The sequence below is a fragment of the Arcobacter defluvii genome (assembly GCF_013201725.1).
Taxonomy (GTDB): Bacteria; Campylobacterota; Campylobacteria; order Campylobacterales; family Arcobacteraceae; genus Aliarcobacter; species Aliarcobacter defluvii.
On sequence record NZ_CP053835.1, the window covers coordinates 988609 to 1006091 of the forward strand.

Annotated in this window: 17 protein-coding genes; 6 read left to right on the forward strand and 11 right to left on the reverse strand. The window is 26.6% G+C overall.

All coding sequences use genetic code 11. The features are described from left to right. Positions 1 to 6 precede the first annotated feature (6 nt). A complete protein-coding gene (ureG, locus tag ADFLV_RS04950; RefSeq protein WP_129012016.1) occupies positions 7 to 594 on the forward strand; it encodes an urease accessory protein UreG in 588 nt (195 codons plus the stop codon). 9 nt (positions 595 to 603) lie between these two features. On the opposite strand, the gene ADFLV_RS04955 is transcribed toward ureG, so the two are convergent. The 3 genes from ADFLV_RS04955 to ADFLV_RS04965 are packed head-to-tail and all read right to left on the reverse strand — an operon-like array spanning position 604 to position 6022. Then, positions 604 to 3732, reverse strand: coding sequence for an efflux RND transporter permease subunit (locus ADFLV_RS04955; RefSeq protein WP_129012015.1), 3129 nt, complete (start codon positions 3730 to 3732; stop codon positions 604 to 606). 2 nt (positions 3733 to 3734) lie between these two features. Further along, positions 3735 to 4793, reverse strand: a complete 1059-nt coding sequence (locus tag ADFLV_RS04960) for an efflux RND transporter periplasmic adaptor subunit (protein ID WP_129012014.1) — start codon at positions 4791 to 4793, stop codon at positions 3735 to 3737. Next, the gene (locus ADFLV_RS04965) at positions 4790 to 6022 is read right to left on the reverse strand and encodes a TolC family protein (protein WP_129012013.1); all 1233 of its coding nucleotides are present in this window, start codon (positions 6020 to 6022) and stop codon (positions 4790 to 4792) included. The genes ADFLV_RS04960 and ADFLV_RS04965 overlap by 4 nt, the downstream gene beginning before the upstream one ends. A gap of 102 nt (positions 6023 to 6124) precedes the next feature. Here ADFLV_RS04965 and ADFLV_RS04970 point away from each other — a divergent pair, with 102 nt between their 5' ends. Next, positions 6125 to 6601, forward strand: coding sequence for a MarR family winged helix-turn-helix transcriptional regulator (locus ADFLV_RS04970; protein WP_014473769.1), 477 nt, complete (start codon positions 6125 to 6127; stop codon positions 6599 to 6601). Here ADFLV_RS04970 and ADFLV_RS04975 read toward each other — a convergent pair. Then, the gene (locus ADFLV_RS04975) at positions 6598 to 7140 is read right to left on the reverse strand and encodes a hypothetical protein (protein WP_014473770.1); all 543 of its coding nucleotides are present in this window, start codon (positions 7138 to 7140) and stop codon (positions 6598 to 6600) included. The genes ADFLV_RS04970 and ADFLV_RS04975 overlap by 4 nt on opposite strands. Positions 7141 to 7256: 116 nt before the next feature. Between ADFLV_RS04975 and ADFLV_RS04980 the strand changes: the two genes are divergently transcribed. Beyond that, on the forward strand, positions 7257 to 8912 hold the full coding sequence (locus tag ADFLV_RS04980; RefSeq protein WP_129012012.1) for a sensor domain-containing diguanylate cyclase: 1656 nt from the start codon (positions 7257 to 7259) through the stop codon (positions 8910 to 8912). Here ADFLV_RS04980 and ADFLV_RS04985 read toward each other — a convergent pair. Both ADFLV_RS04985 and ADFLV_RS04990 read right to left on the reverse strand, forming a co-directional pair. Further along, complete coding sequence (locus ADFLV_RS04985) at positions 8909 to 9694, reverse strand: exodeoxyribonuclease III (protein ID WP_172658759.1); 786 nt, start codon at positions 9692 to 9694, stop codon at positions 8909 to 8911. The genes ADFLV_RS04980 and ADFLV_RS04985 overlap by 4 nt on opposite strands. Then, entirely contained in the window at positions 9694 to 9945 is a 252-nt protein-coding gene (locus ADFLV_RS04990; RefSeq protein ID WP_014473773.1) for a hypothetical protein, read from the reverse strand. Before ADFLV_RS04990 ends, ADFLV_RS04985 begins: the two co-directional genes overlap by 1 nt. 96 nt (positions 9946 to 10041) lie before the next feature. Here ADFLV_RS04990 and ADFLV_RS04995 point away from each other — a divergent pair, with 96 nt between their 5' ends. Genes ADFLV_RS04995 through ADFLV_RS05005 form a run of 3 tightly spaced genes read left to right on the forward strand, consistent with a single transcriptional unit; the run spans position 10042 to position 12388 of the window. Beyond that, entirely contained in the window at positions 10042 to 10755 is a 714-nt protein-coding gene (locus ADFLV_RS04995) for a TSUP family transporter (protein ID WP_129012010.1), read from the forward strand. Continuing rightward, positions 10752 to 11942, forward strand: a complete 1191-nt coding sequence (locus ADFLV_RS05000; RefSeq protein ID WP_206731481.1) for an MFS transporter — start codon at positions 10752 to 10754, stop codon at positions 11940 to 11942. The genes ADFLV_RS04995 and ADFLV_RS05000 overlap by 4 nt, the downstream gene beginning before the upstream one ends. Beyond that, on the forward strand, positions 11939 to 12388 hold the full coding sequence (locus tag ADFLV_RS05005; RefSeq protein ID WP_129012009.1) for a GNAT family N-acetyltransferase: 450 nt from the start codon (positions 11939 to 11941) through the stop codon (positions 12386 to 12388). The genes ADFLV_RS05000 and ADFLV_RS05005 overlap by 4 nt, the downstream gene beginning before the upstream one ends. On the opposite strand, the gene ADFLV_RS05010 is transcribed toward ADFLV_RS05005, so the two are convergent. From ADFLV_RS05010 to ADFLV_RS05030, 5 genes are read right to left on the reverse strand one after another with little or no spacing between them, the layout of a single operon-like run. Continuing rightward, positions 12377 to 13288, reverse strand: coding sequence for an AEC family transporter (locus ADFLV_RS05010; protein WP_129012008.1), 912 nt, complete (start codon positions 13286 to 13288; stop codon positions 12377 to 12379). The two genes, ADFLV_RS05005 and ADFLV_RS05010, sit on opposite strands and share 12 nt — an antisense overlap. A gap of 2 nt (positions 13289 to 13290) precedes the next feature. After that, a complete protein-coding gene (locus ADFLV_RS05015) occupies positions 13291 to 13779 on the reverse strand; it encodes a NanQ anomerase/TabA/YiaL family protein (protein ID WP_129012007.1) in 489 nt (162 codons plus the stop codon). Between the two features lie 8 nt (positions 13780 to 13787). Next, a complete protein-coding gene (locus tag ADFLV_RS05020; RefSeq protein WP_129012006.1) occupies positions 13788 to 15020 on the reverse strand; it encodes a glucose-6-phosphate isomerase in 1233 nt (410 codons plus the stop codon). Further along, the gene (gene galU, locus ADFLV_RS05025) at positions 15021 to 15887 is read right to left on the reverse strand and encodes a UTP--glucose-1-phosphate uridylyltransferase GalU (protein ID WP_014473780.1); all 867 of its coding nucleotides are present in this window, start codon (positions 15885 to 15887) and stop codon (positions 15021 to 15023) included. Further along, positions 15888 to 17264 carry a phosphomannomutase/phosphoglucomutase gene (locus ADFLV_RS05030; protein WP_129012005.1) on the reverse strand — a complete coding sequence of 459 codons (1377 nt, stop codon included), beginning with the start codon at positions 17262 to 17264 and terminating at the stop codon, positions 15888 to 15890. Positions 17265 to 17483 lie beyond the last annotated feature (219 nt).

A 17483-nucleotide genomic window follows, 5' to 3' on the forward strand; every position in this document is an offset into this window, starting at 1 on the left:
AAAAAAATGGCATTGAAAATAGGAATAGCAGGACCAGTTGGAAGTGGGAAAACTTCACTTATTGAAACTTTAACAAATTTACTAAAAGATAAATACTCTTTAGGAATTGTGACAAATGATATATATACAACGGAAGATGCAAATTATCTAAAAAAAACTCTTGATTTAGATAGTGATAGAATTATTGGAGTTGAAACAGGTGGTTGTCCTCATACTGCAATAAGAGATGATATTTCGATGAATCAAAAAGCAGTTGTTGAACTTGAAGAAAAATATAATCCTGATATTGTATTTGTTGAAAGTGGAGGGGACAATCTTAGTGCTACTTTTTCTTATGAATTAATTGATTATTATGTTTATGTAATTGATGTTGCACAAGGTGCTGATATTCCAAGAAAAAAAGGGGCAGGATTATTGTTTTCCGACCTTTTAATTGTAAATAAAATAGATTTAGCTCCATACGTTGATATTGATTTAGTTGATATGCAAATCGATGTAAAAGAAAACAGAAAAAATAAACCTTATGTATTTATTTCAAAAAAAGAGCCTCAAACTTTAATCCAAGTTGTTTCTTGGATTGAAGCTTTAATATAAAGAAGAGGATTATTCCTCTTCTTTATCTGTTAGAACTTCGTCATCTTTATGACCACTAAGTCTTGAGATTAAAACAAAGAATAGTGGAATAAATAAAATTGCTATAAATGTAGCAGTTAACATTCCTCCCACAACTCCTGTTCCAATAGAGTGTTTACTAGCAGCTCCAGCTCCACTACTAATAGCAAGGGGCATAACTCCAACTGTAAATGCTAATGAAGTCATAACAATCGGTCTAAGTCTTACTTTAGCAGCTTCAATAGCAGCATCAATTAGTTTTAATCCTTCTTTTTGTTTTTGTAAAGCAAATTCTACAATTAAAATTGCATTTTTAGCCGCAAGTCCTGCCAGAACTAATAAACCAATTTGGAAATAAATATTGTTATCTAAGTGTCTTAAATTTGTAGCAAGTATTGCTCCAAAAATTGCAAATGGTACAGCTAAAACAACCGAAATTGGTAATAACCATCTTTCATAAAGTGCACAAAGAATTAAGAATAAGAAAACAATACCAAAAATAAATGCTTGCGCAGAACTTCCTCCAACTTGTTTTTCTTGATAAGCAGTTCCAGTCCAGCTAATTGTATAACCTTCAGGTAAAACTTCATTTGCAACTTCTTCTATAGCTTTTAAAGAATCTCCTGAACTATATCCAGGAGCTGGTTGTCCTGATACTTTTGCAGCTTGGAAAAGGTTAAATCTTTCTACTATATCAGCTCCAACTACTTTTTTGTAAGTTATAAATGAATTAATTGGTAAAAGTTCACCTTTGTCTGATCTTACATAAACATATTGAAAATCATCTACATTATTTCTAAATTCATCTTTTGCTTGTAAGTTAACTTTATAAGTTCTTCCATAAAGTGAAAAATCATTTACATAAAAACTTCCAAAAGTTGCATTTATTGTACTATAAATGTCACTTATACTTACACCTTTTGCTTTTGCTTTTTCAGTATCAACATCAATTTTAAATTGAGGAATATTAGCTGCAAGTGCTGTTCTAACTCCCATTAATTCAGGTCTAGTTTTAGCTTTTTCTATTATTTGATTTACAATATTTCCTAAATCTTCAATAGTTCCACCTTTTCTATCTTGAACATACATATCAAATCCACCAGTAACACTCATCCCCATAATAGGAGGTGGTACAACGGCAAATGAGAATCCTTCACTTGTACCCATAAGTTGTTTACTAAATTTAGCTAAAAGTGCTTGTGCTTCTTGTTCTGGATTTGGTCTTTGACTCCAATCTTTTAATTTAATAATTGTTGCAACAGTATGGCTTCTTTGAGCAGAAGTTGTAAAGTCATATCCAGCAAGTGTAATGATATTTTTTACACTAGGATCATTTGCAATGATTTTATTTATCTCTTCACTTAATTCTAACGATTTAGACATAGAGTAACCTGGAGGGTTAAATCCAAATACGAAGATTGTTCCTTGGTCTTCATCAGGAAGAAGTCCAGTTTTCATAGATTTAAACATATCATAAGATACAAATAATAATCCACCATATAATAAAATAGAAATTAATGAAAATCTAATACTTTTTTTAACTAATACAGAATAACCTTTTGTTGCTTTTTCAAACATATTATTAAACCATTTGAAAAAACCTTTAGGTTCATGTTTTTTATTTTTTAAAATTCTTACACAAAGTGATGGAGTTAATGTTAAAGCAACAAATCCAGAAATAATAACAGAGATAACAATAGTAATAGCAAATTGTCTATACATCTCTCCACTTAATCCACCCATAAATGCAACAGGAATAAATACCGCACCTAAAACTAGAATAATAGCAATTAATGCTCCCGTTACTTCTTTCATAGCAATAAATGCAGCTTCTTTAGGAGTTTTTCCTTCTTCCATATGTCGTTCAATGTTTTCAATAACAATAATAGCATCATCAACAACGATACCAATAGCAAGAACTAAACCAAAAAGAGTCAGTAAGTTAATACTAAATCCTAAAGCATACATTCCAGCAAATGCTCCCACAATTGATACAGGAACAGCAATAAATGGAATAATAGTTGCTCTCCAGCTTTGTAGGAAAATGAAAATAATTAAAATTACAAGTAATAATGCTTCAATAAAAGTTTTAATAACATCATGAATAGAAGCTGAAATAAAATCTGTACTATCATAAGGAATACTATATGTTATATCATCAGGGAAGCTTTTACTCGCATCTTCTAAAGCTTTTTTTATTGCATCAGCAGTTTCTAAAGAGTTTGCACCACTTTGTAAAAATACTCCAATAGGAATAGATGGAGCACCATTTAATCTTGTTTGAACGCTATAATCACTAGCTCCAAGTTCAATAGTTGTAATATCTTTTAATTTTAAAGTACTACCATCTTCATTAGCTCTAATTACAATATTTCCAAATTGTGCAGGATTTTCAAACCTTTGTGGAGTTCTAATCGTATATGTATACATCTGTTTTTGTGCAATTGGCTCAGAAGCAATTTTTCCAGCCGCATATTGATTGTTTTGCTCTTTAATTGCATTTATAACATCAGTTGTTGCAAGAGAATATTTTGATAATTTTAAAGGATCTATCCATACTCTAATAGAATAATCTTTAGCTCCAAAAATCATCGCATCCCCAACACCTTTAACTCTTTTTAATGACTCAACTAAGTTTAATAAAGCATAATTTGATAAATATATTGAATCATAAGTATTATTTGGAGATTGAAGCATTGCAAACATTAAAATACTTGGACTTCTTTCACCTACAACAACACCTTGTCTTTGAACTTGTTCTGGCATTTTTGCTAAAGCTGCTTGAACTCTATTATTTACATCTATTTTTGCACTATCTGGATCTGTTCCAATTTCAAAAAATATATTTATACTTAATCTTCCACTATCTTCAGCAACAGAATTCATATAAAGCATATTTTTTGCACCATTTATTTGTTCTTCAAGTGGAGCAGCAACAGTTTTTGCGATAGTATCTGCACTAGCTCCTGGATATGAAGTACTTACAATAATTTGAGGCGGTAAAATTCTTGGATATTGTTCAATTGGTAAATTGAACATTGCAATTATTCCCGTCAAAAAAATTATAATTGATAAAACACCAGCAAAAACGGGTTTTTTTATGAAAAATGCGGAAATCATAACTATTTCTCTTCACTTATAATTTGAACTTTTGTATCAGGTCTAAGTTTTGCAAGATTACTTGTTACAATTTGTTCATTAGGTTTTAAACCATCTTTTATAACCATTCCATTTTTTACTAAATCCCCTGTAGTAACAGGTCTAACTTTTGCTATATTATTTTCATCTATTACATAAACAATAGTTGCTTGTGCAGTTTTTAATACAGCATTTTCAGGAACAATAAATACATCTCCTAAAGATAAGTTAGAAATAACTATTTTTGTAAAATTCCCTGCAATTAACTCATGATTAGGATTGTCAAATTTTGCTCTTAAAAGTAAAGTATCAGTATTTGTATCTATTGTTGGTGCAATATAATCTATTTGACCATTTTCATAAGTTGTGCCATTTGCAATTAGACTAATTTTTATATTTTTACTTTTTATTTGAGATAAAAAGTTATTCATATCATCTTTTGGCAAAGAAAATTCTGCATGAATAGGATCTGTATTTGTAATAGTTAAAAGTAATGAATTATCTTCATTTGTACCAACTAAATCACCAATATCATGATTTTTTATACCAATAATTCCATCTATTGGTGCAGTTACTTTTGTATAATTTAAATTTATTTGCGCTTCATCTAATGCAGCTTTTGTGCTGTCATATTGATAAGTATAATCATCAAAAGATTGTGGACTAATAGATTTAGAAGCAACTAATGATTTAGCTCTTTCATAATCTTTTTTTGCTTTTGTGAAATTTGCTTTTTTCATATTAAAATTTGCTTGATATAAATCAGGTTCGATTTTATATAAAAGAGTTCCCTTTTTTACTAAATCACCTTCTTTAAAATATTTTTCTTTTAGTGTTCCTGAAACTCTTGCAATTACATCAACTTGTTCATAAGCTTTTAAAATAGTTGGATAAGTTTTACTTGTAGTATTATTTTCTTTTACAATTTTAAAAGTTTGAACAGGTAAAGCAGGTGCTTCAGTTGCTACTTTTGTTTCTTCTGCAATTAAACCGTTGTATCCTAAGAAAAGGAAAGAAATTGCAACTAATGATTTTTTTATCATTTTATATACTCCTCTAATTTTTCACCATTATGGTAAATTATATTTGCTTTTTTAATTTCTAAATCATTAATAGATGTTTTTAATTGACTGATGGCATCAAATTTCTCAGTTAAACTTTCTAGATATGCTACATTATCAATTAAACCATTTTCATATTTTGATTTTATAACTTCATATGCACTTTCCGCAGCTTTTAGATTTGCTTCAGCTGATTTTATTTTTGCTTTTGCAATATCATAAGCTTTAAGTGCAAGTTGTAAGTCAACATTCGCTTTGTTTTTTTCATATTCATATTTTAATTTTGAAGCTAAATACTCTTTGTATTTTGATTCATATTTATATTTAGTCTCTCCAAATGAAAAAATATTCCATTTTAAATTTGCAGATAAAATATTTTGATGATCAATAGCATTATTTTCATAAGCTTTATCATCAAAATTTGAATCATAATATGTATAAGTATTATCAAGTGTTACTGTTGGTAAGTATCCACTTTTCTCAGCTCTTGAATTACTTAATTTTGTTTGTAAATCAAATTCCAAAGATTTAATATCAAATCTTTCACTATTTTGTGAAACTTTTTCTGATTCTTTTATATTAGAACCAGCTGTAATATCAATTTTAGTTCCAGTTATATATTCTAAATTATGTAATATAGTGATGATTTGAAGTTCAATCTCTTGAAGATTAACTTTAGCATTTTCAACTCTTGAGATGATTTTTTGTACTTCATCTTCAGTTGTTGTACCAGCTTTTAAAAATCTACTTAATCTTTCCATTTGTGAATCAAGCTGTTCTATCTCTTTTAACTTTGCATCTTTTTGAGAGATAAGAGATAAATAATCAAAATAGTAGTTTATCACTGTTAATGAAATATCATTTTTTAAAGCTTCAACAGATTCTTCTGTACTTTTGATAGTAGATTCATAACTATCATAAACATCTGATTTTTTACCACCATCATAAAGTAAATAATTTAAGCTTCCATATACATTTCCAGATTTTTTTGCCAAACTTGCCGTTTCTTCATCTGTTATTGCATATTTTCCTCCAACATCTAGTTTTGGTAAATATCCACTTTTTACACTTTTGTATTCATCTTTTATAGAATCCAAACTTTGTTGTGAAGCATTAACCAATCTATTTTGTATAGATAAATTAACTAATTCTTCCAAATTTTGGCTATATAAAAAAAGTGGTGTTAAAAAAATAAAATATATCTTTTTCAAAATAACTCCTTTTTATATTTAGGTTTGAAAGATAACAAAATTTTGCTTAAATATATCTTGCTAGAAAGATATATTTAATATTAATTTAGTTAAAATTGCTTCATGGATAAAAAATATATAGATAACTTTTATAATTCTACTGTTAAGTTAAAAGAGTATGAAGTTTTTGCTTTCACTCTACCAATAACAATGTTGCATAAACAAATGTATGCTGAAAATGAGCAATTTTTTAAAATAAAATATGATTTATTACATTCACATATTTCAGTTTTAGCATCTCTTTATTTTAATAAAAGTGCTTTATCTCCAACTGAGTTATATGATGCGACACTTTTTTCTTCAGGAGGAATGACAAAAGTTTTGAAAAAACTTGAAGATAGAAAATTGATTGAAAAAGTTCCTTCATTAAATGATAAGCGAAGTATGCTAATTAATTTAACAGATGATGGAAAAGAATTAATTCAAGAGTGTATGTCTTGTGTTGCGGAATCAACAGAAAAGATTTTTTCTGTTTTAAGTAAAGAAGAAAGAGAAGATTTTAAAAAAATCCTAGCAAAAATTATATATTCTATGATTTAAAAACAATGTACTTTTGCATTTGTAATTTTTTTAAAAATTTTTATGTTCTTTCTTAATGGAAGCCATTTTATTAAGATTGTAGCTAGTGCTTCCCAAAGTGAAACCCAACCTCCTACCATAGCACCTTCAGAAATTAGTTTATAAAAAAAGTTTTCATGTTCTGTTAGATTAAACGAAATTGATACAAAAACAAAGCCAATTATTAAAAATATTAGAGAATTTTTTAATTCTTCTTTCATATTTTTATGTTCTAAAAATTGTAAATATTCAAAATACTCTTTTATGCTATTTTTTAATCTTTCATCTGATGTAAAATCACTTTTTTCATCAAAATAAAAATCAATAGTAAAAGGATGATTACCAATTTCTTCAACACTTTCAATTAAATAATTTTCTAAATCATCTTTTAAATCTTTTTTTATGAAAGTTGATTTTTTATCATAATTTTCATATAAATCTTCAATCTTTGAAGTATATATCTTTATGATAATTTCACCATCTTGATTTTTATCATATCTATCAATAATATTATTTTTCATATTTAACCTTTATGTATAAATTTTATGGTAAAAGATTTTATTTTTTATTTTATCAAGTATTATAAGAAATTATGATTTAATATAGAAAATCTAATAAATTTATATAAAGTATTTTAATGAAAAAAATTATAATTTTCTTATTTTTAACAATTTTTTTATCTGCAAATGAGATAAAAGAGATAGATTTATCAAAAGTAAAATGGGAATATAGATTTGGAGATTCACCTTTTGAAAATAATTTACCTTTGTGGACCATTGAAAAAGATAATCAAAATTCTTGGAAAGAGATCAAATTTCCAAGTAATCCACCAAATAGAAATAATCAAACAAATGTCTGGTTTAGGGTAAAACTTCCTGATAATTTACCAACAAATCCTCATTTATATATTGTAAGTATAGATTTAATTACGCAAGTATATTATGAAAATAAACAAATATATCATTTTGGAGAATTTGATAAAGAAGGAAAAGGTGAATATATAGGATGGCCTTGGCATTTAATACCTCTTTACGTTGATAGTGCTGGCAAATATCTTTATTTTAGAATATATTCAAACTATGAAGATATCGGATTGTGGGGCGAAATAATAATCGCTTCAAAAAGTGATATTTTAGAAAAAATGTTAAATTATGATATACCAAAGATTATAGTAGGATCTATTTCTCTTTTTGTATCAATACTTTTTTTATTGACATTTTTATCAAAATTTAAAAGAATTGAACTTTTAATTTTAGGTTTATTATTTTTAACCCAAGGTTTAAATGTATTTTGTTCTGCAAAAATTATTGAATTATATTTATATTTTCCATTATTAAATCAATATTTGTTGGCTATTGCTTTTTTCTTTTTTCCAGTTGGAATGGCACTTTTTATGGATAAAGTAATAAATCAAAAAACACCATTTGATATAATTAAAAGAATATGGCAATTTCATTTAATATATCTTTTAGTAGCAATTATTGGTTCACTTTTAGGAATCTTTACTCTTCCTTCAACTTATGAGTGTTTTGATATTGTTTATAATTTTGTAACATTACCTATTTTAACTATTTTTATGATTTATTTCTTTTTTAAAGGTGATAAAGAAACAAAGATTATTACATTTAGTTTTTTTATAATTTCACTTTATTGGCTTTATTCTTCTTTAATTGCAGCTGGATTTGTTCCTTGGGAAGAGTATCCAAGCGATATTGCAGTTTTTATTTGTTTGTTATTATTATCATATTCAATTGTTAATAAATTAAATTATACAAAAGAGCTTGAAGAGGCAAAAGAAGAACTAATGATTCTATCTTCAACTGATTATTTAACAAAATTAAAAAATAGAAAAGAGATAGATTCAACTTTACAAATGTATGAAAGTTTTTATAAAAGGTATAAAGATGATTTTTCAATAATTTTATTAGATCTTGACGATTTTAAAAAAGTAAATGATAAATTTGGTCATTTAGTTGGAGATAAAGTTTTGATAAAAATTTCTGAAATTTTGACAACTTTTACAAGGCAAACTGATACAGTAGGAAGGTGGGGTGGTGAAGAATTTATAATCATTTGTCCAAAAACAAACTTAGATGATACTGCAAAATTAGCAGAAAATTTAAGAGAAAAAATATCACAACATAAATTTGAAAAAGTAGGATATAAAACTGCAAGTTTTGGAGTATCTAGTTTTAAAGAAAATGATACAATCACAGATTTTATCTTAAGAGCAGATAATGCTATGTATCTTGCTAAATCAAAAGGAAAAAATAGAGTAGAAAAGGAGTCTTAAAACTCCATTTCTAAGCCAATAGGACAGTGATCACTTCCTTCAATATTATCTAAAATATAAGCATCTTTTACAAAATCCTTTAAGTCTTCACTTACATAAAAGTAGTCTATTCTCCAGCCTACATTATTTGTTCTTGCATTTGCTCTATAGCTCCACCAAGAGTATTTGTCTTTTATATCACCATTTATCAATCTAAAAGTATCAATGTATCCAAAATCTAAAAATTTTGTTATCCAATCTCTTTCCATTGGTAAAAATCCACTTGTATTTTCATTTGCTTTTGGTCTAGCAATATCAATTTCAGTGTGTGCTGTATTTACATCACCACAAACAATGATAGATTTCCCATCTTTTTTTAAGTTTTCACAATGATTTAAAAATCTATCATAAAACTCCATTTTATAATCAAGTCTTTCTTGACTACTTTGTCCATTTGGAAAATATACATTAAAAAATGCTATATTTTTATCTCCTAAAGAAAAATGAACTTCGTTTATTCTTCCTTCATCAAGAATATCAACACTTGGACAGTTACATTCAAATGAAGTTTCTATATCTGTAAAAAGTGCCGTTCCACTTCTTCCTTTTATTGCTGATGCACTTGCAAATAGTGTTTTGTACTCTTTAGTAAAAATTGTTTTTGGAATTTGTTCTTTCATAGATTTTGTTTCTTGAACACCAAGCAAATCTATATTTGCTTCATCAACCCATTTTAAAGCATCTTTTTTATCAACTGCTCTAATACCATTTACATTCCATGATATAAATTTATATCTTGCCATTATTTAGTAATTTCCTTTTTTTCTTCTTTTTTTTCATTCTCTTTTATTAAAGCATTAGGTGCTTTTGGAGCTATTGGTTTTGTAATTCCAATATCATTAAAATTTGTATTTGACAAACTATTCTTTTGATTTAAAAGATTTTCACTTTTACCACCGTGCATATCGATTTTTCCACTATTTTGGTTAGTAAAAGCATAATTTGCAAATAAGATATTTGTTAAAAAGATAGTAACTATTAGTAATATTTTCATAAAATCTCCTATTTTTAAAAAATTGATTATAACCCTTTTTTGATAATAAAGGCTTTATTGGGTATTTTACGTTAATCTTTTTAATAGGATTTTTATATGACAGAATTAATTCTTGGAGTGATTACTTTTCTAACTTCAACAATTGCTGGAGTAGTTGGAATTGGTGGAGGGATGATGCTTATAGTTATTTTACCTTCATTTTTACCTTTAAATGCTCTTATTCCAATTCATGGATTAACACAAGTTTCAAGTAATCTAAGCCGTGCAATTTTTGGATATAAAGATGTAAAAGTTGAAGTAATCCCAAAATTTTTATTAGGTTCTTTACTAGGAATTGGTTTTTTTATGGGAATTTTGAGTTTTATCTCTTTAGAATATGTGCCTTTATTTATTGGTATTTATATACTTCTTTCTTTATGGTCAGCAAAATTTAATGAGAAAATCAAAAGATATGAAAACTATTATTTAGCAGGTTTTTTCCAAACAGGACTTTCAATGGTTGTAGGAGCAACTGGACCACTTACAATGACACTTTTACTTAAAGATTATAAAGATAAAAATGTAGTTGTAGCAACAGGTGCTGCACTTATGAGTATCAGTCATATTTTGAAAGTATTTGTATTTATGTATTTTGGTTTTGTATTTTTTGATTATATTGGAGTTATTGTTGCAATGATAATTGGAGCAGTTGTAGGAAGCTGGACTGGAACACAATTAAGAGATAAAATTGATGGTAAAAAATTTGTCATCATTTTAAAAGTGCTTTTAAGTGCACTAGCAATCAATGTAATCATTGGAGTATTTATTTGAAAAAAACATTTATCACAAGAATTTTTACTTCAAAAGAGGCTTTACTTTATATAATGACTATTTCAATGGTTGTCTCTTTTAGTGCGTGGACAAGTTTATTAAATAACTTTACTATAGAAGTAGCATCTTTTGATGGTAGCCAAATAGGAATTTTACAAAGTTTAAGAGAAATTCCAGGATTTCTTGCATTTACAGTTTTATTGGTTTTAGCTTTCATTGCTCAACAAAGATTAGTTTATTTATCTATTATGCTTTTAGGATTAGGAACAGCATCAACTGGATATTTCCCAACAGCAATTGGACTTTATATCACAACAATTATTATGTCAGTTGGATTTCACTATTTAGAGACTTTAAATCAGTCTTTATCTTTACAATGGATAGATAAAAATAAAGCTCCTATTGTTTTAGGAAAATTAAGTGCAGCAAAATCTTTCACTGGACTTTTAGTATTTATTTTGATTTATCTTTTTATGAACTATTTAGCTATGGAGTATAAATATGTTTATTTAATATTTGGTGGTTTTACTTTTTTATTAGGTATTTTTTCTTGGTATTTATTTACTCATTTTAAAGAGACAGTTATTCAAGATAAAAAAATTAGAGTAAAAAAAGAGTATTGGCTTTTTTATTTACTTACTTTTCTCTCCGGTGCAAGAAGACAGATATTTGTAGTATTTGCAGGATTTTTACTTGTAGAAAAATTTGGTGTTGATATTCACAATATGATTTTATTGTTATTTGTGAACTCAATTTTAAATATGTATTTAGCTCCAAAAATTGGTAAATTTATAGTTGCATTTGGAGAGAAAGTTACTTTAAAAATTGAATACATTGGTCTTATATTAGTATTTACATCTTATGCTTTTGTAGATAATGTATATTTTGCTTTTGCTTTATATATTATTGACCATTTACTATTTTCTATGGCTATCGCTTTAAAAACATATTTCCAAAAAATAGCAAATCCAAGTGATATTTCAAGTGCAAGTGCTGTAAGTTTTACTATAAATCATATTGCAGCAGTTTTTTTACCAGCATTTTTAGGTATGGTTTGGTTATATTCTAATTCTTTAGTATTTATTATTGGAGCAGTTATTGCATTTTGTTCTTTTAGTTTATCATTTTTAGTTCCAAATGAACCTCAAATGGGATATGAAACAACATTAAAAAAAGAGAGAAAATGAGATTTAGAGTTGCAAAAGAAGAAGATATAAAATCTTTATCAAAACTTTTAAACGAACTTTTTAGTTTAGAAAAAGAGTTTGTTCCAAATGAAGCTTTACAAATAAAAGCATTAGAAACAATAATCAAAGATGAAGAAGTAGGGCATATAATAGTTTGTGAAATAGAAAATGAAATAGTAGCCATGGTAAACCTTTTATATTCAATTTCAACAGCACTTGGAAATAGGGTTGTGATTCTAGAAGATATGATAGTTTCATCTAAATGTAGAGATAAAAATATAGGTTCAAAACTATTAGACTTTGCAAAAGAGTTTGCAAAGTCTCAAGGTATAAAAAGAATTACTCTTTTAACAGATAATGATAATTTTAAAGCTCATAATTTTTATGAAAAAAATGGCTTTAAAAAATCATCTATGATAGTTTTTAGAACTTTTTTAAACGAATAGTTTTAAAAATAGTATTATAAACAGTGCAGAAGCTAAAGTTTGCACTGTTATGATACTTGTCATAAGTGTTATGTCTCCACCAAGTTGCCGTGCAAGTATAAATGAACTTGGAGCTGTTGGTAAAACAGAGAATAAAACTAAAATTGAAATCATTATTTCATTTAATCCAAACATCATTCCAAAACTATAAATAAAAAAAGGCAAGATTATAAACTTTCCAATACAGCTAATAATCAAATCTTTTTTCGCACTATTTAACTCTTTTAATACTAAAGCATAACCAATAGATAAAAGTCCTAAAGGAAGAGCTGCTTTACTTAAAATTTCTATTAAATTTTCAATACTTACTGGAATTGGAATTGATAAAAAATTGATTGAAGCACCAATTGCACAACCAATAATCAAAGGATTTTTTATTATAGATTTTACTAAATATATAAAATCTAGTTTATTATTATCTGAATAAAGAGCAAAAATTGTTACACATAAAATATTTATAAATGGAATTGCAAAAGTTAAAATAATAGCACTTAAAACTAAACCTTCATCTCCAAAAATAGAACCACTTAAAGCTAAGAATACATAAGTATTAAATCTTATCCCACCTTGAATTATTGAAGTAAAAGAGTTGTTTTTTGTAGGGCTTATTTTATTAAAGATTATTAAAACAATCATTGTTAAAAATATTGCTATAAGTGAAACTAAAACAAAATTTATACTATTAGGTTCAAACTTTGCATTTGAAAGTTTAAATATCAAAAGAGCAGGCATTAAAACAAAGTATGTAAGTTTATCAGCCATTGGCCAAAATTCATGAGATGGAAAACTAATTCTTTTAAAAAAATATCCTATTAATATCAGTCCAAAAACAGGAACTAAACTAGAAAATAAATATTCCATAATTATACTGCTATTTTAAAAACAGCTTTTATAACTTTTTCATTTTTATCCACTTTAATACAAGGCATATGGGCATCGTTTGGATAAAAAATCGCTAGTTCATTTTTTCTAATAACTAAAGATGAAGAGTTAGGAGATTGGGCATATTTTGCATAATCTAAAGTTTCATCATACTCTTTTGTTATTTGAAGATTATTTGTATTTTCAACTTCCATTATCTCAGTTCCATCAAAAATATATTGAATATCTATATATTTTTTGTGAGATTCAAAAAAACAATCTTTTTTATCTTTTGAAATATAAGCTTGTTCAAGAACAAAACAGTTCTCATCAAGAACTATTTTGTTACAGTTATCAAGTTTAATATTTATTAAACTTTGATATTCATTTGAATTAATATCTTGCAATTTTTCCAAATATAAAAAGGCTTTATCAAATTTAGGATTATTTAATTGTCCTTTAACAGTTCCAATATCACCAAAAATTGCCATTTATTTTCCTAATTTTTATTTTTTAACATCTCTTTTAAGATGATTTTTCCACCTTCAACACCTGGTTGGTCATAAGTATTTATTCTTAAGAATTTTCCAACGATTGAAGTTAATAATTCATAATAAAATAAAAGTTTTCCAATTTCATATTCACTGATCTCTTCAATTTCAATTAAATCTATTGGAATATCTTTTTTATATTCTTTAACTGATGCAATTGTTGCATCTGCTTGAAGATTGATAAGTTCTTTAAAATTAAGATTATTGATGTAATCTAATTCTTCTAAACCTTGAAGTGTTGTTGGAGCTATTTTAGTTTCATCTTTAAAATCTTTGATTTTTATAAATGTTACAGTTTTATCCCTTTTACCTTCAACAATAAGTTGTAAGAAAGAGTGTTGGTCAACTGGCCCTAAAAGTCCAATTGGAGTTAAACCTTGGTTTGTATGATTTACATCAATTTTCCCAAGACTCTCTCCCCAAAGTTGGATATACCATTTATTAAAGCCTTCAAGTAATTGAGAATAAGAAAAAATTGCATTTACATTGTAAACATCTTTGAATTCATAATATGTTCTTGCTTTTTTGATTAAATGGTCATATAAATCATTTTGCTCAAAAAATGATGTTGATATTTTTTTTGCACCTTTTAATAATTCATCAATATTAAATCCTGCTAGATATAAAGGAACTAACCCAACATTAGATAATACAGAAAATCTTCCACCAACATTTTTAGGAATATCAAAAGAGTTAATATCATTTGCTTTTGCAAAAGTATTTAACTTACTATCATCTTCTGTAATTACTAATAAATTTGACTTATCAATTTTTGTAATTGACATTAAATATTTAAAAATAGAAATAGTCTCTATTGTAGTTCCAGATTTTGAAATTACTATAAATAAAGTATCTTCCAAATCAATTTGACTTAATGTTCCATTTAAATTAACAGGATCTGTACTTTCAAAGAAAAAAAGTTCTTTTTTTAAAGTTTTATTATGTTGTTTGTTATACTTCATAAAATTGTAAATTGCATAAGTCCCTAAAGTACTTCCTCCAATTCCAATGATAGCAATTTGTTTTTGAGTAAAATTTAAACTATCTAATTTAGCTTTTAAAAAAGTTGTATCTTCATAAGGAAGAGAGTAGTAACCTATATTCTCTCTTTCTTTTTTTATTTCTGCAAAGATTTCTTCATCACTTAATGATACTTGCGGATAATATAGGTTATTTTTCACTTATTTTGCTCCAGTCTCTTTTTTTTTCTCTTTTTTTGTTTCTTTATCATAAAAATAGTTTGTAGCTTTCACAAATCCATCAATACTTCCGCAGTCAAATCTTTGTCCATTGAATTTATAAGCTAAAACCATTCCTTTTTTTGCTTGAGTTAAAAGAGCATCAGTGATTTGAATTTCTCCACCTTTTCCTGGTTTTGTTTCTTTTAAAATATCAAAAATATCTGGAGTTAAAATATATCTTCCTATAATTGCTAAATTTGAAGGAGCAACTTCAGGTTCAGGTTTTTCAACCATATCTTTAATCATATAAATTCCTGGTTCAATTTCATTTCCAGAAATTACTCCATATTTATTTGTTTCTTCTTTTGGAACTTCTTCAATAGCAACAATTGAACAATGATATTTTTTATATAGTTCAATCATTTGAGATAAAACACCTTGAGTTGGAGCGTCACATAAATCATCTGCCAATAAAACTGCAAATGGTTGATCTCCAATTAAAGTTTCACCACATAAAATAGCATGACCTAAACCTTTCATTTCAATTTGTCTTGTGTATGAAAAAGTACATTTTGTAATAACTGATCTGATTTCAGTCAATAAATGTTCTTTGTTTGTTCCTTTAATTTGATGCTCTAATTCATAAGAAATATCAAAGTGATCTTCAATAGCTCTTTTCCCTCTACCTGTTACAATTGCCATTGTATCCATACCTGCCGCTAATGCTTCTTCCACTCCATATTGAATAAGTGGTTTTGTTAAAACTGGTAACATCTCTTTTGGCGTTGCTTTTGTTGCAGGTAAAAATCTTGTTCCATAACCTGCAGCTGGGAATAGACATTTTTTGATTGGATTTTCTTTACTCATTTATTTTCCTTTTATTTCTTCAAATAATTTAATTAAAACATTTTCGTATATTTTAGCATTTTCTTGTGTATCTGCTTCAAATCTTGTTACAAGTTTTGGTGTTGTGTTACTAGCTCTTACTAATCCCCAACCCTTTTCAAAAATAACTCTTATTCCATCTACAGTTATAATATCTTTGATTTTAGGAAAATATTCAGGTGGATTTGTTAAAGCATTTTTTAAATCATCAATGATTTTAAATTTTGTTTCTTCTGTAACAGTGATATTAATTTCAGGAGTTGAATAAACTTTTGGTAAAGCTTCATACTCTTTATCAAAATCAAAATTTTGATCGATTAATTCTAAAGCTCTAAATGTAGCATAAATTGCATCGTCATATCCAAAATATCTATCATTGAAAAATAAATGACCTGAAACTTCTGCTGCAAAATCAGCATTTGTCTCTTTAATTTTTACTTTTAGATTTGAATGACCTGTTTTATACATGATAGCTTTTCCATAAGAATTAATAGTATCATACATAACTTGTGTACATTTAACTTCACCAATAACAGTAGGATTTTTTATAAATTTAGAGAAGAATATTGCTAAAATATCTCCTTTAAAGTTATATTTTGGTGAAAGTAAAGCAATTCTATCTGCATCACCATCATAAGCAAATCCAAAATCAAATTCACCAGTTGCTAACTCTTTTTTTATATCTTCTAAAGTATGCTCATCACTTGGATCTGGATGATGATTTGGGAAATTTCCATCTGGTTCTTCAAATAAAATTTTATACTTAATATTTAATTTATCAAGAATTTCTCTTAATACAACGCCAGCAACACCATTCCCACAATCAAAAACAAATTTTTTATTTTCAAGTTTTAAGTGTGAAAAACTTTTTACTATATAAGCTATATATCTATTTTTAGAATCAATTACTATTGTTTCTTCATTATCTTCTATTATTGTATTGTCCGCTAGAATTTCTCTTCCAAGTGAATAAATATCTTCACCAAAGAATGGATCTTTATCTAATGTTATCTTGAATCCATTATATTCAGGTGGATTATGACTTCCTGTAATCATTACTGAACCATCACATTTTAAACCATCAAAGTCAGTGAAGTTTGCAAAGTAGTTTACAGGTGTTGGTACTAATCCCATATCTAAAATTTTTAATCCAGCTTTATTTATTCCTGAAGTTAACCAATTTTTCAAAGTAGGAGAATGAAGTCTTGCATCATAACCAACAGCCATATATTTTGCAGTTGGAACTTTCTTTTGTAAAGCTTTTGCTAAATAAAAACCAATTTTTTTTACTATATCTTCATTCAATTCTTTTTTGAATATTCCTCTTATGTCATATTCTCTAAAAATAGATGCACTCATTATATGTATATCTCCTATAATAAAATAACTATATGAAATTATTCTACTGTTATTTTTAATTTCCCCGTATTATAAAAACATAAATGAAATTTTATCAAATAATTGTTAAATAAAGGTGTATATTTTAAACTTGCATATTATAAATTTACAATTATTAAAGTAATTAAAACAAATAAATAACATAAAATAATAAAAACCCAAGTAAAACAAAGTAAAAAT